General features: G+C 59.0%; 16 protein-coding genes. 11 read left to right on the top strand and 5 right to left on the bottom strand.

Annotated elements, in window-relative coordinates:
* The first annotated feature begins 42 nt into the window (after positions 1–42).
* The 3 genes from KGB23_RS17850 to KGB23_RS17860 are packed head-to-tail and all read left to right on the top strand — an operon-like array spanning position 43 to position 2,419.
* Positions 43–795 carry a 5-oxoprolinase subunit PxpA gene (locus tag KGB23_RS17850; protein WP_223432023.1) on the top strand — a complete coding sequence of 251 codons (753 nt, stop codon included), beginning with the start codon at positions 43–45 and terminating at the stop codon, positions 793–795.
* Positions 792–1,496: a 5-oxoprolinase subunit B family protein gene (locus KGB23_RS17855; protein ID WP_223432024.1), complete on the top strand. Its 705-nt coding sequence runs from the start codon at positions 792–794 to the stop codon at positions 1,494–1,496. Before KGB23_RS17850 ends, KGB23_RS17855 begins: the two co-directional genes overlap by 4 nt.
* Complete coding sequence (locus tag KGB23_RS17860; protein WP_223432025.1) at positions 1,493–2,419, top strand: biotin-dependent carboxyltransferase family protein; 927 nt, start codon at positions 1,493–1,495, stop codon at positions 2,417–2,419. The genes KGB23_RS17855 and KGB23_RS17860 overlap by 4 nt, the downstream gene beginning before the upstream one ends.
* A gap of 120 nt (positions 2,420–2,539) precedes the next feature.
* On the opposite strand, the gene KGB23_RS17865 is transcribed toward KGB23_RS17860, so the two are convergent.
* Together KGB23_RS17865 and KGB23_RS17870 are read right to left on the bottom strand one after the other, a co-directional pair.
* Positions 2,540–3,718, bottom strand: a complete 1,179-nt coding sequence (locus tag KGB23_RS17865) for a vWA domain-containing protein (RefSeq protein ID WP_150655009.1) — start codon at positions 3,716–3,718, stop codon at positions 2,540–2,542.
* 33 nt (positions 3,719–3,751) lie between these two features.
* A complete protein-coding gene (locus tag KGB23_RS17870; RefSeq protein ID WP_008153159.1) occupies positions 3,752–4,597 on the bottom strand; it encodes an AAA family ATPase in 846 nt (281 codons plus the stop codon).
* A gap of 202 nt (positions 4,598–4,799) precedes the next feature.
* Here KGB23_RS17870 and KGB23_RS17875 point away from each other — a divergent pair, with 202 nt between their 5' ends.
* On the top strand, positions 4,800–5,030 hold the full coding sequence (locus KGB23_RS17875; protein ID WP_033047627.1) for a DUF4160 domain-containing protein: 231 nt from the start codon (positions 4,800–4,802) through the stop codon (positions 5,028–5,030).
* A complete protein-coding gene (locus tag KGB23_RS17880) occupies positions 5,018–5,521 on the top strand; it encodes a DUF2442 domain-containing protein (protein ID WP_223432026.1) in 504 nt (167 codons plus the stop codon). The genes KGB23_RS17875 and KGB23_RS17880 overlap by 13 nt, the downstream gene beginning before the upstream one ends.
* On the opposite strand, the gene KGB23_RS17885 is transcribed toward KGB23_RS17880, so the two are convergent.
* Complete coding sequence (locus tag KGB23_RS17885; protein WP_223432027.1) at positions 5,518–6,594, bottom strand: DUF748 domain-containing protein; 1,077 nt, start codon at positions 6,592–6,594, stop codon at positions 5,518–5,520. The two genes, KGB23_RS17880 and KGB23_RS17885, sit on opposite strands and share 4 nt — an antisense overlap.
* Positions 6,595–6,720: 126 nt before the next feature.
* Between KGB23_RS17885 and cysK the strand changes: the two genes are divergently transcribed.
* The 3 genes from cysK (at position 6,721) to KGB23_RS17900 (ending at position 10,271) form a co-directional block, all read left to right on the top strand.
* Complete coding sequence (gene cysK / locus KGB23_RS17890) at positions 6,721–7,695, top strand: cysteine synthase A (RefSeq protein WP_223432028.1); 975 nt, start codon at positions 6,721–6,723, stop codon at positions 7,693–7,695.
* Positions 7,696–7,905: 210 nt separating this feature from the next.
* The gene (locus KGB23_RS17895; protein WP_150655014.1) at positions 7,906–8,844 is read left to right on the top strand and encodes an aspartyl/asparaginyl beta-hydroxylase domain-containing protein; all 939 of its coding nucleotides are present in this window, start codon (positions 7,906–7,908) and stop codon (positions 8,842–8,844) included.
* 563 nt (positions 8,845–9,407) lie between these two features.
* Positions 9,408–10,271, top strand: coding sequence for a DMT family transporter (locus KGB23_RS17900; RefSeq protein ID WP_223432029.1), 864 nt, complete (start codon positions 9,408–9,410; stop codon positions 10,269–10,271).
* Positions 10,272–10,350: 79 nt separating this feature from the next.
* Here KGB23_RS17900 and KGB23_RS17905 read toward each other — a convergent pair whose 3' ends face one another.
* Entirely contained in the window at positions 10,351–11,259 is a 909-nt protein-coding gene (locus KGB23_RS17905; RefSeq protein WP_223432030.1) for a DMT family transporter, read from the bottom strand.
* Positions 11,260–11,389: 130 nt separating this feature from the next.
* On the opposite strand from KGB23_RS17905, the gene aceK reads away from it, so the two are divergent.
* The 3 genes from aceK (at position 11,390) to KGB23_RS17920 (ending at position 18,602) form a co-directional block, all read left to right on the top strand.
* Complete coding sequence (aceK, locus tag KGB23_RS17910) at positions 11,390–13,108, top strand: bifunctional isocitrate dehydrogenase kinase/phosphatase (protein WP_223432031.1); 1,719 nt, start codon at positions 11,390–11,392, stop codon at positions 13,106–13,108.
* A 241-nt stretch (positions 13,109–13,349) separates the two neighbouring features.
* On the top strand, positions 13,350–17,261 hold the full coding sequence (gene hrpA, locus KGB23_RS17915; RefSeq protein ID WP_223432032.1) for an ATP-dependent RNA helicase HrpA: 3,912 nt from the start codon (positions 13,350–13,352) through the stop codon (positions 17,259–17,261).
* 219 nt (positions 17,262–17,480) lie between these two features.
* Entirely contained in the window at positions 17,481–18,602 is a 1,122-nt protein-coding gene (locus tag KGB23_RS17920; protein WP_223432033.1) for a beta-ketoacyl-ACP synthase III, read from the top strand.
* A gap of 229 nt (positions 18,603–18,831) precedes the next feature.
* Here the strand turns inward: KGB23_RS17920 and KGB23_RS17925 are convergent, their stop codons facing one another.
* Positions 18,832–20,163, bottom strand: a complete 1,332-nt coding sequence (locus KGB23_RS17925) for a putative porin (RefSeq protein ID WP_223432034.1) — start codon at positions 20,161–20,163, stop codon at positions 18,832–18,834.
* Between the last annotated feature and the right edge of the window lie 12 nt (positions 20,164–20,175).

Consider the following 20,175-nt stretch of genomic DNA (forward strand, 5'->3'; position numbering starts at 1 on the left):
GTCCCGCAGTTAAAAAGAATAAAGCTGAAAGGAGTGTTCACCGTGAGCCGCCTGCTATTGAACTGCGACATCGGCGAGAGTTTCGGCAACTGGACCATGGGTCTGGACGCCGAGGTCATGCCCTTCATCGATTGCGCCAACATCGCCTGCGGTTTTCATGCCGGCGACCCGAGCATCATGCGCAAGACTGTCAGCCTGGCCTTGAGCAACGGGGTTCAGATCGGTGCTCATCCGGCGTATCAGGATCTGGTCGGCTTCGGCCGCCGTTCCATGGCCTACACCGCCCAGGAACTTCAGGACATTGTGCATTACCAGATCGGCGCCCTCGACGGCATTTGCCGGGCTCAGGGCGGTCGGGTGAATTACGTCAAGCCGCACGGCGCGATGTACAACGACATGATGGCCAACCCGGCGCAATTGCGCGCGGTGCTTCAGGCCGTGGCGTCCTATGATCGCCAGTTACCGCTGATGTTGATGGCCACTCGCGACAACAGCGCAGCCCAGCAGTTGGGCGATGAATACGGCGTAACCCTGTGGTTCGAAGCCTTCGCCGATCGCGCTTACGACAGCGCGGGAATGCTGGTCTCGCGGCAACTGCCGGGCGCGGTGCATCACGATCCCGAAACAATCATCGAGCAGGCGCTGACCATTGCCCGCGGCGGCAACCTCACGGCCAGCGATGGCAGTGCCTTGCACCTGCAGGCCAACACCCTCTGCGTACACGGCGACAATGCCAGTTCGGTAGCCGCTGTACGGCGTATTCGCGAAGCACTTGATCAGCAGAGCGCGCCATGAAACTGCGGGTAGAAGTGGTGGCGCTGGATTGCCTGATGGTGCGCCTGTTCGATGAGATTGCCGAAGCGAACATGCCGTGGATGCTCGCAGCCAGTGAAAGTCTGCGTGCTGCATTCGCCGGGCATCTGATCGATCTGGTGCCGTCCTATACGACGTTGATGGTGCATTACGATCTGACCGCGTTGAGTCCGGCCCAGGCTCGGGAGCTGATCGCCGAGGCCTTGATCGATCTGTCGCCCAACGCCTGCACCCGCGGCAAATGTCATGTGCTGCCGGTCTGGTATGACTTGAGCGTTGGCCCGGAGTTGAGCCTGTTGTCCCGGCTCAGCGGATTGGCCGTGGATGAAGTGATCCGTCGCCACAGCGAGCGCGAATATCAGGTGTTCGCCTTGGGTTTCGCGCCGGGTTTCGCCTTCATGGGGCTGGTGGAAGAAGTGCTGGCCGCGCCGCGTTTGAACACTCCGCGTAAAAAAGTGGCGGCGGGAAGCGTCGGCATCGCCGAACGCCAAACCGCCGCTTACCCGGTGGTGTCCCCCGGTGGCTGGAATCTGATCGGTCGCACCCCGGCCAAATTGTTCGACCGCGAACGCGACGGCTACAGCCTGATGCAACCAGGCGACACGGTGCGCTTCGAAGCCGTCAGCCATGCCGAATTCATCAATCTGGGCGGTGACGACACGCCGTTGGAGGCGCAGGCATGAGCCGTCTATCAATAGAAGCGAGTACACCGCTGTGCCTGTTGCAGGATGCTGGCCGTTTCGGCGTGCGGCATCTGGGCGTGACCCAGGGCGGGGCGGCGGATTGGCGATCGATGTCTTGGGCTAATTGGTTGCTGGGTAATGACCTGGATGCACCGGTGATTGAAATCACCCTCGGCGGGTTTACGGTCGTTGCCGAAGAGGATTGCGTGCTGGCGTTGGCCGGGGCGGATCTGGGGGCGCAGTTGGATGGCGAGGCGTTGGCGCCGTGGCGCAGTTTCAGGCTGAACAAAGGTCAGCAATTGCAATTCACTCAGCCGCTGCTTGGCGCTCGGGCATATTTGGCAGCCCCGGGCGGGTTTGATGCGCCAAAGGTGTTGGGCAGTAGCGCAACCGTGGTCCGTGAGGAACTCGGCGGGCTGGATGGCATGGGCCGGGCGTTGGCCAAAGATGCGCAGTTGAGCTACTCGGGCAGCTCGCTGCTCCTGCTGCGGGAGTTGGCGCGCGAACAGGTGCCGGATTTCAAACTCAACGCGCCGCTGGACCTGGTGCTCGGTGCCCAGATCGGCGAGTTCAGTGGACAGAGTTTGTTCGACGCGTTCAACAGCGTCTGGACCCTCGATAGCCGTGCCGACCGGATGGGCATCCGCTTGCTGGGAACGGCGTTGCAGTATCAGGGTAAGCCGATGATTTCCGAAGGCATCCCGCTGGGTGCGGTTCAGGTGCCGCCGGACGGGCAGCCGATTGTGTTGCTCAATGATCGGCAGACCATTGGGGGTTATCCGCGATTGGGCGCGTTGACGCCGTTGGCGCTGGCGCGATTGGCGCAGTGTCTGCCGGGGGCAACGGTACGATTGAGACCGGTGGTGCAGGATGTCGCGCATCGGGAACAAGTCGAGTATCTACGGCGATTCCTGAATAGCTAAAAGCTTCGCGAGCAAGCCCGCTCCCACACTGGACCTGTGTCGTACACAAAACCAATGTGGGAGCGGCGGTGCGACGATTCGACTTGCTCGCGAAGGGGGCATCACAGACAACAACAATCTTTATTTGGAGAGAAACCGCATCCCTTCCTCCAACCCCCGCAACGTCAGCGGATACATCTGGTCGTTAATCAAGTCCCGCACGATGTTGGTCGAAGACGTATAGCCCCACGTATCTTTCGGATACGGGTTGATCCAGATGACCTTCTTGTACTTCTCCATGAACCGCTGCATCCACACATAACCCGCTTCCTCGTTCCAGTGCTCGACGCTGCCGCCGGCCTGGGTGATCTCGTACGGCGCCATGGCGGCGTCACCGATGAAGATCACTTTGTAGTCGGCGCCGTATTTGTGCAGCAGGTCCTGGGTCGAGGTGCGCTCGGAGCTGCGGCGCATGTTGTTCTTCCACACCGATTCATAAATGAAGTTGTGGAAGTAGAAATACTCCAAGTGCTTGAACTCGGTCTTGCAGGCCGAGAACAGTTCTTCGCAGATCTTCACGTGGGCGTCCATCGAGCCGCCGATGTCGAACAGCAGCAACAGCTTGATGGTGTTACGCCGCTCCGGACGCATCTGAATATTCAGCAACCCGGCATCACGCGCGGTGTGGTCGATGGTGCCATCGATGTCCAGTTCTTCCGCCGCACCTTGGCGCGCGAATTTGCGCAGCCGCCGCAGGGCGACCTTGATGTTGCGCGTGCCCAGCTCCACCGAATCGTCGAGGTTCTTGTACTCGCGCTGATCCCAGACCTTGACCGCTTTGCCCTGACGCTTGCCGGCATCGCCGACGCGAATGCCTTCCGGGTTGAAGCCGCCGGAGCCGAACGGGCTGGTACCGCCCGTGCCGATCCACTTGTTACCGCCGGCATGACGTTCTTTCTGTTCTTCGAGGCGTTTCTTGAACTCTTCGATCAGCTTGTCCAGGCCGCCGAGGGACTGGATTGCCGCCCGCTCTTCGTCGGTCAGCGAACGCTCGAACTCCTTGCGCAACCAGTCTTCCGGGATCAATGCCTGAAGGTGATCGTCGAGTTTTTCCAGGCCGTTGAAGTAGGCACCGAAGGCCCGGTCGAATTTGTCGAAATGCTTTTCGTCCTTCACCAGAATCGCCCGGGACAGGTAATAAAACTCGTCCATGTCGGCGAAGGTCACGCGCTGCTTCAGCGCGTTGATCAGGTCCAGCAGCTCCCGTACCGAGACCGGTACTTTGGCTGCGCGCATTTCATTGAACAGGTTAAGCAGCATGGCTATCGCCCTCTATCTTGTTAAACAGAGGGATCAGCGAGTGCCGCGACGGCTCATGAACGCCAAACGTTCAAGCAACTGTACGTCCTGTTCGTTCTTCACCAAAGCGCCTGCCAGCGGTGGAATGGCCTTGGTCGGATCGCGCTCGCGCAGCACTGCTTCGCCGATGTTGTCGGCCATCAGCAGCTTCAGCCAGTCCACCAATTCGGAGGTCGATGGCTTCTTCTTCAGACCCGGCACTTTGCGCACGTCGAAGAACACGTCCAGCGCTTCGCTGACCAGGTCTTTCTTGATGTTTGGGTAGTGCACGTCGACGATCCTCTGCATCGTGGTGCGATCCGGGAAGGCGATGTAGTGGAAGAAGCAGCGGCGCAGGAAGGCGTCCGGCAGCTCTTTTTCGTTGTTGGAGGTAATGATGATGATCGGGCGTTTCTTGGCCTTGATGGTCTCGTCGATCTCGTAAACGTAGAACTCCATCTTGTCGAGTTCTTGCAGCAGGTCATTCGGGAACTCGATGTCAGCCTTGTCGATTTCGTCGATCAGCAGGATCACCCGCTCTTCGGACTCGAAGGCTTCCCAGAGCTTGCCCTTTTTCAGGTAATTGCGAACGTCGTGAACCTTTTCCGTGCCCAGTTGTGAGTCGCGCAGACGGCTGACCGCGTCGTACTCGTACAGGCCTTGATGCGCCTTGGTGGTGGACTTGATGTGCCAGGTGATCAGTTTGGCGCCGAAGGACTCGGCCAGTTGCTCGGCGAGCATGGTCTTGCCGGTGCCCGGTTCGCCCTTGACCAGCAGCGGACGCTCCAGGGTGATGGCGGCGTTGACCGCCAGCTTCAGGTCATCGGTGGCGACGTAGGCCTGGGTGCCTTCGAACTTCATCTGCTAATCCTCGAACGGTAACGCCGACCTGAACGAAGCAGGGCGGGGCGCAATAATTGTAGTACCCGACTATAACGCGGTGCCCGGTCGACTGTGAACGCAGACGGCTTATTCAGTCTCTGAATGGGGCGTCACATCTTGACTCAGTCTCGGCCGCTAGCCAGTATTGAGCTATCGCCATTTTGGCGATAGCTTGCGGGGCATGTCTACTAAATACCGATTTCGTGATACGTACCGCATTCAGTTGCGCGAGAAGGATCATCCGCCACCCCATGTCCACCTGACGGGTGGCGGGCTGGACGTCATGCTCAGCCTTGAAACCGTCGAAGTGATGGTGGGCAAGGCGCCGCCGCTGATTATCAAGGAAGCGCTGGAGTGGGTCAGGGCCCATCAGGTGCAATTGCTGGAGGATTGGAAACGATGTTACCCATGAAGCGACCACGGCTGTCGGCCGTGCAGGCGTTGCCGGATCACCGCTTGGCGCTGACCTTTATCGACGGTCAGCAACTGAACCTCGATTTGAGTCGGGACCTGCGCGCCTATCCAGGGTTGCAGCCATTGCTGGAGGCTGGCGCTTTCGAAGGGGCAACCCTGGGTGATGAAGGCTGGAGCGTTGAGTGGCCCGAACTGGACATCCAGATCGGCGCAGACACCCTTTATCTGGATGCTCTCGCACAAAATGCGTTGGACGAAAACACCCGGATCTTCATCGACTGGCGCGCTCGCACCGGGTTACCGCTCAATCAGGCGGCCGAAGCGTTGGGGGTCAGTGCCCGCAGCATTACGCGTTACAGCAGTGGTCGTGAAGCCGTACCGCGATCGCTGGCACTGGCCTGCCTGGGCTGGGATTTCTTGCAGCAGCAATCGAACCCGGCGCGAGCGGCGGAAGAAACCGGTCGCTACACCGTCACCCGAAAACCTTAGCCCGCATCCGGTTTTGGCCGTTCGTACTGGGCATTGAAGGCCTGGATGAAGCCGTTGCGTAAAATCTGCAAAAAAGCCTCGAATGCGCTGATATCTTGCTGATGCACGCTGCCCCTGAGTTGGACGCGAGTGGCGAACTGGTTTTTCGGCTGGTTCTTCAACACATTCTCGGTACCCCCGACGAGTGCTTCCCAGATGGAGCGAAAAATCCCTTTGTCTTTGTTTTCCACGTCCTGTTGCCAATTGAAAACATCGACGTCCCGCAATAACGGCTTGATGTAGCCAGTGAGTTGGCCCTTGTTGGCTTCGGCCTCGATGACCAGATCACCATGGCCAGCATTGAAGTCGAACTTGCCGTAGGCCGAGGCGAAATCATTCATGCGTTTGAGTTCAAGGTTTTTTGCGCGCAGGCGGAATTCGAAGTTCTGGAAGTCACTCAGGGGGTCGAAGGTTGCCGTTGTTTCCAGCGGAGCATGCCCCAGCAACAGAGCCTTGCCGTCGAAGCGAGCGTCGCGTTTGCCTTTGGTGTCGACCACGTTGGTCAGGTTGTAAATGCTGGCATTAACCTGGGTGGCATTCATGTTCACGGGCGGTTTTGAATTGAAGTTTCGAAAGGTGACCCGGCCGTCGTTGATCCGCACTTCGTTCAGGGTAATCGGCAGCAATTTTTCCAATTGTGCCCGCCAGTCGGTGCCCTGACCGGTCTGGGAGTTTTTCTTGTTGGCACCGCCGTCGACGAAGTTCACCTCGGGTTTGTCGAACTGCGCCTCGGCCACCACTGCGTGGTCATACCAGAGCGAGTGCCAGCTGACGGAGAGGTCAATCAATGGCGCGTTGACGAAAGGCACGGGGACCTTGCCATTGACCTTGACGATTTTCAGTCCATTGATTTTGTACGCACCGCGCCACAGGGCCAGGTCTACGTCGGTAATCTGGCCGCGGTAGTCACCCATGTTCGCCAATCTCTCGTTGAGGTAGTCGCGCACCATGTAGGGCAGGGCGATGTGCAGGGCAATCAGCAGCACAACGAGGCCGGCGAGGGTCCACAGGGGCCAACTGTATCGGCGTTTCATGATGGCAAATCTCTGGCGTTGTAAAGCCATTGACTGCTGCGGTTGCGGGACGTTCGACTGACTGGACGACCAAGGGCAACAAGCATACCTTGGAGAGCTTATTTAACGCTGTATAAGGACCCAGCCATGAGCCGTATCTACGCTGACAACGCCCATTCCATCGGCAATACACCGCTGGTGCAGATCAACCGTATCGCCCCGCGCGGCGTGACCATCCTGGCCAAGATCGAAGGGCGTAACCCCGGTTACTCGGTCAAGTGCCGGATCGGTGCAAACATGATCTGGGACGCCGAAAGCACCGGCAAACTCAAGCCTGGCATGACCATCGTCGAACCGACCTCGGGTAATACCGGTATCGGCCTGGCATTCGTCGCTGCGGCCCGGGGTTACAAGCTGATGCTGACCATGCCGGCGTCCATGAGTATCGAGCGACGCAAAGTGCTCAAGGCACTGGGGGCCGAACTGGTACTGACCGAACCGGCCAAGGGCATGAAAGGAGCAATCGAGAAGGCTGCTGACATTGTCGCCAGCGACCCGACCGCCTACTTCATGCCGTCGCAGTTTGAAAACCCGGCCAACCCGGCCATCCACGAAAAAACGACCGGTCCGGAAATCTGGAACGACACCGACGGTGCAATCGACGTATTGGTGGCAGGCGTCGGAACGGGTGGAACCATTACCGGGGTTTCGCGGTATATCAAGAATACCCAGGGAAAGCCGATTATTTCGGTGGCGGTGGAGCCAGCAGTGTCGCCGGTCATCACCCAGGCAATGGCCGGTGAAGAAATCAAGCCGAGCCCTCACAAGATCCAGGGTATTGGTGCCGGTTTTGTGCCGAAGAATCTTGATCTGTCGATGGTCGATCGGGTTGAGTTGGTCAGCGATGAAGAATCCAAGGCCATGGCCCTGCGCCTGATGCAGGAAGAAGGGATTTTGAGTGGCATTTCCTGCGGCGCTGCCATGGCGGTGGCCGTCCGCCTGGCGGAAACCCCGGAAATGCAGGGCAAGACCATCGTGGTGATCCTGCCGGATTCCGGTGAACGCTACCTGTCGAGCATGCTGTTCAGTGATCTGTTCACCGAGCAGGAGAATCAACAATAGGCGTTGCGATTTTTTGATCCGGTGGGAGGGGGTGATTCAGGTCAGCCCTCGTTCAGGAACCTTATGTTAAGAAGTGCTTTATTGCGTAATCCTTAACACTGAATGTTGGGATACACGGGTGTTTCCCGAGGCCGGTAGTGTTTATCATGGCCGGCTGCCACGTCGGGTAAATGGCATTGTGCAAAGTTGTCTACTATCAAGGAGTTGTTGATGACCGTTTCCCTTGCCGCAAAGGCGTCGCTTTTGTTGCTGTTCTTCGGCAGCACTCTCTATGTGCATTTACGCGGCAAGGCGCGTTTGCCGGTCTTGCGTCAGTTCGTCAACCACTCGGCTTTGTTCGCGCCCTATAACGCCTTGATGTACCTGTTCTCCAGCGTGCCATCCAAACCCTATCTTGACCGCAGCAAGTTCCCGGAACTGGATGTGCTCAAGGACAACTGGGAAGTCATCCGCGACGAAGCGATGCATTTGTTCGACGAGGGTTACATCCGCGCCGCCGAAAGGAACAACGACGCTGGGTTCGGTTCGTTCTTCAAGAAAGGCTGGAAGCGCTTTTACCTCAAGTGGTACGACAAACCACTGCCATCGGCCGAAGCCCTGTGCCCGAAAACCGTGGCACTGGTGAGCAGCATTCCCAATGTCAAAGGCGCGATGTTCGCCTTGTTGCCGGGCGGTAGCCACCTCAACCCGCACCGTGATCCGTTCGGCGGTTCCCTGCGTTATCACTTGGGGCTGTCGACGCCGAACTCCGACGATTGCCGGATCTTCGTCGATGGACAGGTCTACGCCTGGCGTGATGGCGAAGACGTGATGTTCGACGAAACCTACGTGCATTGGGTCAAGAACGAAACCGACAAGACTCGGGTCATCCTTTTTTGCGACATCGAACGACCGCTGAGCAACCGCCTGATGACCCGCATCAACCGCTGGGTCAGTGGCTTTTTGGGGCGCGCCACTGCACCGCAGAATCTTGATGATGAACGTGTTGGCGGGATTAACCATGTTTACGCATGGAGCAAGAACTCCAGCGACAAGTTCAGTGGTGTGATCAAACAGTGGAAGCGTCGCAATCCCAAGGCCTACCGTGTGCTGCGACCGGTGTTGGCGGTGGTGGTGTTTACGTTGTTGGGATATTGGTTGTTTGGGTGATTCCGAACACAGAAAAATATCAAGCGAAACACCCTCTTTTGTAGCAGCTGGCGAAGCCTGCGTTCGGCTGCGCAGCAGTCGTGAAATCAGGCAACGCGGTGTTTCAGGAAGACAGCGGGCTCAGGTTCACGACTGCTGCGCAGCCGAACGCAGGCTTCGCCAGCTGCTACAGGTCGCGTTGCAGCGAGCTGTTTTTACTGGCCATTGCAATCCATGTCAGTGGCTGGTTATAGTCGGCGCTCGGTGGTTTTCTAACCCACCTTTCCACCTATCAAAAAAGATCAGCCCATGCCTGCTTCCCTCATCAACGCGGTAGTCGATTCAGCGGTCAACGCTGGCGTCGTGCCGTGCGGGAATCAGCAGCCTGCGCAGATCAGTCATTACCCCCCACCTGTCAGTAGCTCGCCGGTGTGCGCAGTCGTATCACCGCCAGGCGTTGGCTTTTCGGGCTGATCAGCTTTTTTCTGCTGTTTCCACGCCCGCCTGAAAAAGCGCCCGCTTAAAAAACTACTGAATTTCAGTTTCGGCTGAGTTGGCTTTTTGCCTGACTACAGGTGGTATTCATGTTTGTCCTTTCGAAAAACACCGCTCTCGCGGCGGCGTCCACGAGCCTGTTCGTTCTGCTGTGGAGCAGCGGGGCGATCTTCTCCAAATGGGGCCTGGCTCACGCGTCACCCTTTGCCTTTCTGCTGTTTCGCTTTGCCATCGCGCTATTCGGTCTGGTGCTGCTGGTGCCGTTGCTCAAGCTGAAGCTGCCCAAGGGCGGCAAGCCGATGATGTATGCAATGGCCACAGGTGTGGTGTTGCTGGGGGCTTATCAGATTTTCTATCTGTTGGCTCTGGACCTCAAAGTCACGCCGGGAGTGATGGCGACGATCATGGGCGTGCAGCCCATTCTTACGGTGGTCATCATGGAGCGTCAGCGATCAACCAGCAGAATGTTCGGTTTGTCGCTGGGCTTGGCCGGCTTGATCATGGTGGTTTACCAAGGCATCGGTCTGGCGGGTATGTCATTGGCCGGTATGCTCTTCGGTTTGCTGGCGCTGGCAAGCATGACGTTCGGTTCGATCATGCAGAAGCGCATCACCGACAATCCACTCGGCACGCTGCCAGTGCAGTACCTGGCGGGACTGTTGCTCTGCGGGATCTTCGTGCCATTCCAACCCTTTCATTTCGAACACAGCACCGGTTTTATCGTACCGGTGTTGTGGATGGGATTGGTGGTGTCGGTGCTGGCAACCTTGCTGCTGTATCGCTTGATCGCCCGGGGCAACCTGGTGAATGTCACCAGTCTGTTTTACCTGGTGCCGGCCGTGACGGCTGTCATGGACTATCTGATTTTCGGCAATCGGCTGGCGGCATTGAGCCTGCTGGGGATGGGGCTGATCATCGTCGGTCTGGTGTTCGTATTCCGTAAAAACGCCTGAAACAAAACAAGGCCTGGGGCGTGAGCTCCAGGCCTTTTTTATTTGGCCAGCGCATGCTCGGCCCGGGCACACCGCAAAACTACTTGGCAGTCACTTCTACCACCTTCACCACCGCCGCCTTCAACACCAACCACAACGCCGCCGCAATCAACACCCCGCCATAGATGTGCGCCATCGACAACGGCTCATCCAGCAACAACGCCCCCCACAACACCCCGAACGGCGGGATCAGGAAGGTCGTGGTCATCGACTTCACCGGCCCGACCGAGCTGAGTAACCGGAAGTAAATAATGTACGCAAGCGCCGTACACACCAGCCCCAACCCCAGCAGCGACAGCCATACACTCCAACCACCCCAGCTCTCCGGTGGCTGGCTGATCACGCTGTAACCGAACAGCGGCAGCAAAAACAACGTCGCGCCGAGCATGCTGCCCACCGCCGATAGACGACTGTCGAGACCACCGGCCTGATCAAGCCAGCGTCGTGCGAGGAACCCGGCGAAACCGTAGCAGGTCGTGGCGAGCAGGCAGGCGAGGGCGCCCATCAGCAGTTCCATGTCGAACGCCACCGGACCGGCTCGGGTCAGGATGCCCACGCCCAACAGCCCGAGGAACACACCGCCAAGTTTGGCGGCGGTAAGTTTTTCATGGAAGAACAGACCGCCGATCAGCACGCCCATCAATGGCGTGGTGGCGTTGAAAATCGCCGAATAACCGGCCGGCAGCACTTGCGCGGCCACCGAATATAGGGTCGCCGGAATCCCGGAGTTGATCACTCCGAGGAGCATCACGGTTTTGAGTTTGCCTTTGAAATCCCAGCTGATGCGCATCAGCCCGAGAATCACCAACAGGCCAACCGCGGCAATCGACACGCGGAAAAAAGCAGTGGGGATTGTGCCAATCACCGGGGCGATGATGCGCATGAACAAAAAGCTCGCGCCCCAAATGGCAGCAAGCGATAACAAACGCAGAGTATCGACGGGGTTCACAGCGCTTTCCTTCCTTGATTGGGGCGCAAGTGTCGCGCCAGTCAGGACGCAAGGCAATGGTTGCGTTGCGTAACAAAGGGCCACTAAGCTCAGGCCCCAACGATAAGAATCAGCCGCCGAGGTTTTACCTATGCCGCAGCAATGGCCAGCCGCCGACATCGCCCGAATGATCCTCGATGGCTTTGACGATTACCGCGAGCATTTCCGCCAGATCACCGACGGCGCCCGGGCTCGCTTCGAGCAGGCCAAGTGGCAGGAGACGCAATCAGCGTCGGCCGCGCGGATCAATCTCTACGAAGAAAAAGTCAGCGAAACGGTGGCGCGGCTGCACATCGCTTTCGACGCCGACACGCTGGATGTCAGCTGCTGGCCGCTGGTCAAAAATGCTTACATCACGCTGATCGACCTGCGCTTCGACGATGAACTGTCCGAAACCTGGTACAACTCGATCTTCTGCGGGCTGTTCAGCCACGACCTGATCAGCGACGGCTGCATGTTCATCCACACCACCCGACCAAGTTTGCGCCGTGCCCGCGCCGCACAAACCCGCACGTACAAGCCCCACGGCCAGTTGTCCGGGATGCTGGCGAGCATTTTTGCCGACTACCGCTTCAGTGAGGATTACGCCAACCTGGCGGGCGACCTGAGTCGTCTCGAAGGGCAATTACGCGAGAACCTGCCGGACTGGGTCTGCAAGGACCCGGAGCTGAGCGTCGAACTGTTTTCCTCGGTGCTTTACCGCAACAAAGGCGCGTACCTGGTCGGGCGCATCTACACCCAGGACGAACAGTGGCCGCTGGTGATTCCGCTGCTGCACCGCGAAGGGCGCGGGATTCAGATCGATGCGCTGATCACCGATGAAGCGGACGTGTCGATCATCTTCTCGTTCACCCGTTCGTATTTCATGGTCGACGTGCCGGTGCCGGCGGAGTTCATCGGTTTCCTCAAACGCATTTTGCCGGGTAAGCACATCGCCGAGCTGTACACCTCGATCGGCTTTTACAAACATGGAAAATCCGAGTTCTACCGGGCGCTGATCAATCACCTGGCCAACACCGACGACCAGTTCATCATGGCCCCGGGCGTGCGTGGCATGGTGATGAGCGTGTTTACCCTGCCGGGCTTCAACACCGTATTCAAGATCATCAAGGACCGCTTCTCGCCGTCAAAGAACGTCGACCGCGCCACGGTGATCGAGAAGTACCGTTTGGTGAAAAGCGTCGACCGGGTCGGGCGTTTGGCCGACACCCAGGAATTCGCCGACTTCCGCTTCCCGTTGAGCAAGTTCGACCCGGCCTGTCTGGAAGAATTGCTCGAAGTGGCAGCGTCCACCGTGTCGGTAGAGGACGACACCGTGCTGATCCGCCACTGCTGGACCGAACGGCGGATGACGCCGCTGAACCTGTACCTGGAGAACGCCAACGACGCTCAGGTCCGCGAGGCGCTGGAAGATTACGGCCTGGCGATCAAGCAACTGGCGGCGGCGAACATCTTTCCCGGCGACATGCTGCTGAAGAACTTTGGCGTCACGCGTCACGGGCGGGTGGTGTTTTATGACTATGACGAGATCTGCTTCCTGACCGAGGCCAACTTCCGGCATATCCCGCAACCGCGCACGCCAGAAGACGAGATGGCGTCGGAGCCTTGGTATTCGATCGGACCGCTGGATGTGTTTCCTGAAGAGTTTCCGCCGTTTTTGTTTGCTGATTCGGGGCAAAGGAAGTTGTTTGATCAGTTGCATGGTGAGCTTTACAACGCCGATTACTGGAAAAGCCTTCAGGAAGCCATTCGCGCCGGGAAGGTCATCGACGTGTTCCCATATCGACGCAAGGGCCTCGACAACGAGTAACCGTATTCGCACGATCTATGTAGCAGCTGTCGAGCCCCAGCGAGGCTGCGTTCGGCTGCGAAGCAGTCGTCAATTCAATCACCTCGGTTTACCTGAAACACCGCGCTGGCTGATTTTACGACCGCTTCGCAGCCGAACGCAGCCTCGCTGGGGCTCGACAGCTGCTACAAGGGATCTCGTTCGCCCTTTAAATCTGCGACAATCCGCCCCCTGCGCCACTAGACGACTTATTGCGTACCTGATGACTGACGAATCGCCTTCCATCGACAAACTGCTGAAAAACCTTGATCACGCCATGCTCGCCGACCGCCACCGGCTGCGGCGGCAGTTGCTTGAGCTGCGCAAGAAACCGGACGAGGCCAAACTGGCCCAGTGGGTGACACGCACGCAGGCGTCCTGTGATCAGGTGTTGGCGCGGCGGGCCAGCCTGCCGGTGATTCGTTACGACGACAGCCTGCCGATCGCCGCCAAGCGCGACGAAATCAAAGCAGCGCTGCTCAAGCATCAGGTGCTGATCATTGCCGGTGAAACCGGTTCGGGTAAAACCACCCAGTTGCCGAAGATCTGCCTGGAAATCGGTCGCGGTCAGCATGGCCTGATCGGCCATACCCAGCCCCGTCGAATCGCCGCCCGCAGCGTGGCGAGCCGGGTCGCCGAAGAACTGGCGACACCCTTGGGCGCACTGGTCGGCTATCAGGTGCGCTTCGAGGATCAGAGCGATTCCAATACCCTGATCAAGCTGATGACCGACGGCATCCTGCTGGCGGAAACCCAGAACGACCGCTACCTCGAACGCTACGACACGATCATCGTCGACGAAGCCCATGAACGCAGCCTCAACATCGACTTCCTGCTCGGTTACCTGAAAACCCTGCTGCCACGGCGCCCGGACCTGAAAGTCATCATCACCTCGGCGACCATCGACCTGGAGCGTTTCTCCAAGCATTTCGACGATGCGCCGATTGTCGAAGTCTCTGGTCGCACCTTCCCGGTGGAAACCTGGTATCGCCCGCTGACCCTGGAGCAGGACGAAGAGGGCAACCGCGTTGAAGACGACTTGACTGTGGATCAGGCGATCCTCGCCACCCTCGACGAAATCGCCGCGTTCGAACGCAGCGAACGCAAGAGCCCCGGCGATGTGCTGGTGTTCCTGCCCGGCGAGCGCGAGATTCGCGACGCCGCCGACATGCTGCGCAAGGCCCAGCTCAAGCACACCGAAATTCTGCCGCTCTACGCACGACTGTCGCCGGCTGAACAGCAGCGGATTTTCCAGTCGCACCCAGGCCGACGCGTGGTCCTGGCGACCAACGTCGCGGAAACCTCGCTGACCGTGCCGGGCATTCGTTACGTGATCGACAGCGGCACCGCGCGCATCAGCCGTTACAGCTACCGCGCCAAGGTCCAGCGCCTGCCCATCGAAGCGATTTCCCAGGCCAGCGCCAACCAGCGTAAAGGTCGTTGCGGACGGGTCGAGCCGGGCATTTGCATCCGCCTCTATGGCGAAGAAGATTTCATCGGTCGCCCGGAATTTACCGATCCGGAAATCCTGCGCACCAACCTCGCGGCGGTGATTTTGCAGATGCTGCATCTGCGCCTCGGCGAGATCACCGATTTCCCGTTTATCGAGCCGCCGGATGGCAAAGCCATCAGCGACGGTTTCAACCTGCTGCAAGAACTCTCGGCGGTCGACCGCAACAGCCAGCTGACGCCGCTCGGTCGCCAGTTGGCGCGCTTGCCAGTGGACCCGCGAATGGGCCGCATGCTGCTGGAAGCGGCGAAACTCGGCAGCTTGCAGGAAGTGCTGATCGTTGCCAGCGCCATGTCGATTCAGGACCCGCGCGAGCGTCCGCCGGAACGTCAGCAAGCGGCCGATCAGGCGCACGCGCAATGGAAAGACGTGGACTCGGACTTCGCCGGGCTGGTCAATCTGTGGCGTGGTTTCGAAGAACAGCGCCAGGCGCTGACCGCCAGCCCGCTGCGCAATTGGTGCCGCAAGAATTTCCTGAATTACCTGCGTCTGCGCGAATGGCGCGACTCCCATCGGCAGTTGAGCCTGATCTGCCGCGACATGCAGTTGAGCCTCAACAAAGAGCCGGCGGATTACCCGAAACTGCACAAAGCCGTGCTCTCGGGGCTGCTCAGCCAGATCGGCCAGAAAACCGATGAAGGCGATTACCTCGGTGCGCGTCAGCGGCGCTTCTGGATTCACCCGTCATCGGGCCTCGGTAAAAAGCGCCCGCAATGGCTGATGGCCGCCGAACTGGTGGAAACCACCAAGCTCTACGCACGCATGGTCGCCAAGATCGACGCCGACTGGATCGAGCCACTGGCCGGGCACCTGATCAAGAAAAACCACTTCGAACCCCATTGGGAGAAGAAGCGCGGTCAGGTGGTGGCGTTCGAGCAGATCACTTTGTTCGGGCTGATCGTGGTCGGTCGCCGGCCGGTGCATTACGGGCCGATCGACCCGGTGGTGTCTCGTGAGTTCTTTATTCGTGAAGGTCTGGTGCGCGGCGAGATTCAGTCCAAAGCCAAGTGCTTGTCGGCCAATGCGCAGTTGCTGGAACAGCTCGACGAACTGGAAGCCAAGGCTCGCCGTCGCGACATTCTCGCCGACGAAGAAACCCTGTTCGCCTTCTACGATGCGCGACTGCCGGCGGAGATCCACCAGACGGCGACCTTCGACAGCTGGTATCGGGTCAACAGCCAGAAAGACCCGCAGCTGCTGATCATGCGCGAAGAAGACGTGCTGGCCCGGGAGGCGAGTGAAGTCACCGCGCTGCATTACCCGGACACCTTGCACATCGGTGATCTGGAGTTGGCGCTGAGCTACCACTTCGAACCGAACCACCCGCGTGACGGCGTGACCCTGCGCGTGCCGGCGCCGCTGTTGCCGATGCTGCCGCCGGAACGTCTGGAATGGCTGGTGCCGGGCGTGATCGAGGCCAAGTGCATCGCGCTGGTGCGCAACCTGCCCAAAGCCCTGCGCAAGAATTTCGTGCCGGTGCCGGACTTCGTCAAAGCGGCGTTGCAGCGCATGACCTTCGCCGAGGGCTCATTGCCACAGACGTTGGGTCGTGAACTGTTGCGCATGACTGGTGCGCGGGTCAGCGATGAAGCCTGGGCCGAAGCGTCGCAGCAGGTCGACAGTCATTTGCGGATGAACCTGGAAATCGTCGACGGCCAGGGCAAGTTCCTTGGCGAGGGGCGTGATCTGGCGGAACTGACCGCACGCTTTGCCGAAGCCAGTCAGGCCGCGTTGGCTGTGCCGCAAACTGCGAAAAACCAGCAACCGGTGGAGCCGAAAGTGTTTGCCGCCGTCGCCGAGAAAACCCAGCAGAAGATTGCCGGGCTATCGATGACGGTGTATCCGGCGCTGGTGGAAGAGAGCGGCACGGTCAAGGAAGGACGTTTCTCGACGCCGGTCGAAGCCGAGTTTCAACATCGCCGCGCCTTGCAGCGTTTGCTGATGCAGCAACTGGCCGAACCGGCGAAGTTCCTGCGCAGCAAGTTGCCGGGGCTGACCGAATTGGGCCTGATGTACCGCGACATGGGGCGCATCGACAGTCTGGTCGAAGACATCCTGCTGGCCAGCCTCGACAGCTGCATTCTCGATGGCGAAGATCCGTTGCCTCGCGATGGCGCCGGGTTGGCCTCACTGGCCGAACGCAAGCGCGGCGGCTGGACCGAGCACGCCGAGCGCCTGGCCAAGCTGACGCTGGAAATCCTCAAGCTTTGGCACGGCCTGCAAAAACGCTTCAAGGGCAAGATCGACCTGGCGCAAGCCGTGGCCCTGAACGACATCAAGCAGCAGCTCAGTCATCTGGTGTATCCGGGGTTTGTCCGGGAAACCCCGATGCAGTGGCTCAAGGAATTGCCGCGTTATCTGAAAGCGGTCGAGCAGCGCTTCGAGAAAATCGGCGCTCAGGTGCAGAGGGATCGGGTCTGGAGTGGCGAGTTGTCTGGCCTGTGGACGCAATATCAAACCCGCGCCAACAAACATGCCCAGGAAGGCAAGCGCGATCCGCAGCTGGAACTCTATCGCTGGTGGCTGGAGGAATACCGGGTTTCCCTGTTCGCCCAACAATTGGGGACCAAGGTGCCGATCTCCGACAAGCGCCTGAACAAGCAGTGGACCCAAGTCGAACCGTAACCCCTGTGGGAGCGTTGCTCTCGCAAAAGGCGCCAAAACCCAATGTTTATGGCAAACTTCGCGCCTATAAACGCCGGCCCCGCGGTTTTGAGCCTTCACAGGTCTGGGCGGATCGGAAAAAAGCGATGCCAGGTTTGCTCCCCCTGGCGGGAGCAGATCCTTTGTGTGTTGGTACGTCGGTGCCAACACTTTCTGCCTGAACAGATTAGAGAAACGACCATGCATAACGTCGTCATCAGCGGCACCGGCCTGTACACCCCGGCCAACAGCATCTCCAACGAAGAGCTGGTGCAGTCTTTCAACGCTTACGTCGCGCAATTCAACGCCGACAACGCCGACGCCATCGCGCGCGGCGAAATCGAAGCGTTGACCGAGTCCAGCGCGGCGTTTATCGAAAAGGCGTCTGGCATCAAAAGCCGCTTTGTCATGGACAAAGAAGGCATCCTCGATCCGCAACGCATGGCGCCACGCCTGCCGGAACGCTCGAATGACGAGTGGTCGGTGCTTTGCCAAATGGCCATCGGCGCCGCCGAACAAGCCTTGCAACGTGCCGGCAAGACCGCCGCGGACATCGACGGCGTGATCGTCGCCTGCTCCAACCTGCAACGTGCCTATCCGGCCATCGCCATCGAAGTCCAGGAAGCCTTGGGCATCCAGGGTTTCGGTTACGACATGAACGTCGCCTGCTCCTCGGCGACCTTCGGCATTCAGGCGGCGACCAACAGCGTGCAACTGGGCCAGGCCCGGGCGATCCTGATGGTCAACCCGGAAGTCTGCACCGGTCACCTGAACTTCCGCGACCGCGACAGCCACTTCATCTTCGGCGACGCCGCTACCGCGGTGATCATCGAACGTGCTGACCTGGCGACGTCCAAGTACCAGTTCGACATTGTCAGCACCAAGCTGCTGACCAAGTTCTCCAACAACATCCGCAACAACTTCGGCTTCCTCAACCGCGCGGCGGAAGAGGGCATCGGTGCCAAGGACAAACTGTTCGTGCAGGAAGGCCGCAAGGTGTTCCGCGATGTCTGCCCGATGGTCGCCGAGCTGATCGCTACGCACCTGGAAGAGAACACGCTCAACATCAGTGACGTGAAACGCTTCTGGCTGCACCAGGCCAACCTCAGCATGAACCACCTGATCGTCAAGAAACTGCTGGGCCGCGAAGCCACCGAAGAAGAAGCCCCGGTGATTCTCGACACCTACGCCAACACCAGCTCCGCCGGTTCCGTGATTGCGTTTCACAAGAACCAGGACGATCTGGCCGCCGGTTCGCTGGCAGTACTCAGCTCGTTCGGTGCCGGTTACTCGATTGGTAGCGTGATTCTGCGCAAGCGCTGAGTTTGCCTTAAAAGATCGCAGCCTGCGGCAGCTCCTACACGGGATTGGATTTCAACGCGATATCGCGGTTGGAATACGGTCGGTGTAGGCGCTGCCGCAGGCTGCGATCTTTTTTTGCGCCAACAAAAAAACTCGCGCTGCAATATCGGACGGATGATGGGGACCGATACCACAACGCGAGTTTGTAAAAGCGCCTCGAGCTTCCTTGCCCGAGTCGTGTAGCGGGGAATCAGAACTTCGCTTCGGCATCCAGTTGCAGGGTGTTGATGTCGGAGTCTTTCTTGTTGAGGCTAGCGTTGGTTTGGTCAGATGTAGCCATGAAGTACGTCGCGCCGAGGTTGAAGTTCTTGTCCAACTCGTAGCTCACTTTCAACTTGCTGCCGCGCGAACCGGTGTAACCGTTGGCAAAGTCGGAGTCGGTGAAGGCGCCGACCACCGCGTTACGCTGTACATCGCGGTAGTTGTAGTCCACTGCGAAGCCGTAGATCTTGGACTTCACACCGGCCAACCAACCAGTGTCCTGATCGTTGCTCGCGTCTTTGTTGTTGACGTACTGACCGTACAACGAGAGCGGTACTGGCAGGTTGCTGAAGTCGAGCTGACCAAAGCCTTCGTACAGTTTGAAGGTTTCGTTCGGGCTGTTGCCGTTGACGGCCAGGGCGCATGGCGCGGTGACGGTGCCGGTGGTAGGGCAGGCGCTGTTCTTGTCGTTGTCGTACGAGTAGATACTGCCGCCCAAGGTCATTTTCATGCTGTCGGTGATGGCGAAGCGCGCACCCAACTGGCCAGCGTACAGGCGCAGGTCGTGTTTGAACTGCACACCCTCGCCGTCGACGTTGTCCTTGAGGGTGTAGTGACCGGCACTACCGAACAGCTCGGTGCTGCCGCCCAGCGGGTACTTGTAAGTCGCAGCCAGACCTTCCGGGTTGATGTCGCTATCCCAGATGATGTCGCCCATGCTTACCCATGGCTGAGACATCTTTCCGCCAATGAGGTGCAGGTTCTTGATCGCGTCAGGGTGGTAGTCGACGTAGCCCTGGTCCAGCCAGATCGACTTCTTGTCGAAGTAGTTGTTCAGGTCCTGGTTGGTGGAGCGGGCGTCATCGTTGCTGCCGGTGGCGATACGAATACCGGTGTCGACTTGCGGGTTGATTTCGCTGTAGGCACCCAGGCGGGCACGAATGCGCTGACGATCCTGGTCCTTGTTGTTTGGAACGCCATCGTTGTGGACGGTTTCTTCACGGAAACGCACGTCACCCTTGAATTGGGTCTTGGCGGCCCACGCCAGTTTCTGGTCGAAGGCGCTCAGAGTGTCGGTTTTCTTCGCAGTTGCTGCGATCTGCTCGTTGGTCTCTTGTTGAGCCTGGCGGGCGATTTGCTGGTCTTTTTGATCCCTGGCCAGCTCGGCTTGCAGTTCGGTGTACTGCGCAGGCGAAATCGATCCGTTTGCCTTGAGCATGTCGAGCAGTTTGGCGTCAACTGCGGCGCTGGCCGGAACACTCATGGCCAGCAGCAACCCACCACACAAGGCTGCCGCAGTTTTCGTGGAAGCAAGACGCATATCAATCTCCGA

The organism is Pseudomonas sp. GL-B-26 (assembly GCF_019947405.1).
Taxonomy (GTDB): Bacteria; Pseudomonadota; Gammaproteobacteria; order Pseudomonadales; family Pseudomonadaceae; genus Aquipseudomonas.

Excerpts from the sequence above, each read along its gene's own strand:
- KGB23_RS17855 (WP_223432024.1), top strand. The coding sequence starts at position 792 with ATGAAACTGCGGGTAGAAGTGGTGGCGCTGGATTGCCTGATGGTGCGC.
- KGB23_RS17860 (WP_223432025.1), top strand. The coding sequence starts at position 1,493 with ATGAGCCGTCTATCAATAGAAGCGAGTACACCGCTGTGCCTGTTGCAG.
- KGB23_RS17865 (WP_150655009.1), bottom strand. The coding sequence starts at position 3,718 with ATGCTGCTTAACCTGTTCAATGAAATGCGCGCAGCCAAAGTACCGGTC.
- KGB23_RS17870 (WP_008153159.1), bottom strand. The coding sequence starts at position 4,597 with ATGAAGTTCGAAGGCACCCAGGCCTACGTCGCCACCGATGACCTGAAG.
- KGB23_RS17875 (WP_033047627.1), top strand. The coding sequence starts at position 4,800 with ATGTCTACTAAATACCGATTTCGTGATACGTACCGCATTCAGTTGCGC.
- KGB23_RS17880 (WP_223432026.1), top strand. The coding sequence starts at position 5,018 with ATGTTACCCATGAAGCGACCACGGCTGTCGGCCGTGCAGGCGTTGCCG.
- KGB23_RS17885 (WP_223432027.1), bottom strand. The coding sequence starts at position 6,594 with ATGAAACGCCGATACAGTTGGCCCCTGTGGACCCTCGCCGGCCTCGTT.
- cysK (WP_223432028.1), top strand. The coding sequence starts at position 6,721 with ATGAGCCGTATCTACGCTGACAACGCCCATTCCATCGGCAATACACCG.
- KGB23_RS17895 (WP_150655014.1), top strand. The coding sequence starts at position 7,906 with ATGACCGTTTCCCTTGCCGCAAAGGCGTCGCTTTTGTTGCTGTTCTTC.
- KGB23_RS17900 (WP_223432029.1), top strand. The coding sequence starts at position 9,408 with ATGTTTGTCCTTTCGAAAAACACCGCTCTCGCGGCGGCGTCCACGAGC.
- aceK (WP_223432031.1), top strand. The coding sequence starts at position 11,390 with ATGCCGCAGCAATGGCCAGCCGCCGACATCGCCCGAATGATCCTCGAT.
- hrpA (WP_223432032.1), top strand. The coding sequence starts at position 13,350 with ATGACTGACGAATCGCCTTCCATCGACAAACTGCTGAAAAACCTTGAT.
- KGB23_RS17920 (WP_223432033.1), top strand. The coding sequence starts at position 17,481 with ATGCATAACGTCGTCATCAGCGGCACCGGCCTGTACACCCCGGCCAAC.
- KGB23_RS17925 (WP_223432034.1), bottom strand. The coding sequence starts at position 20,163 with ATGCGTCTTGCTTCCACGAAAACTGCGGCAGCCTTGTGTGGTGGGTTG.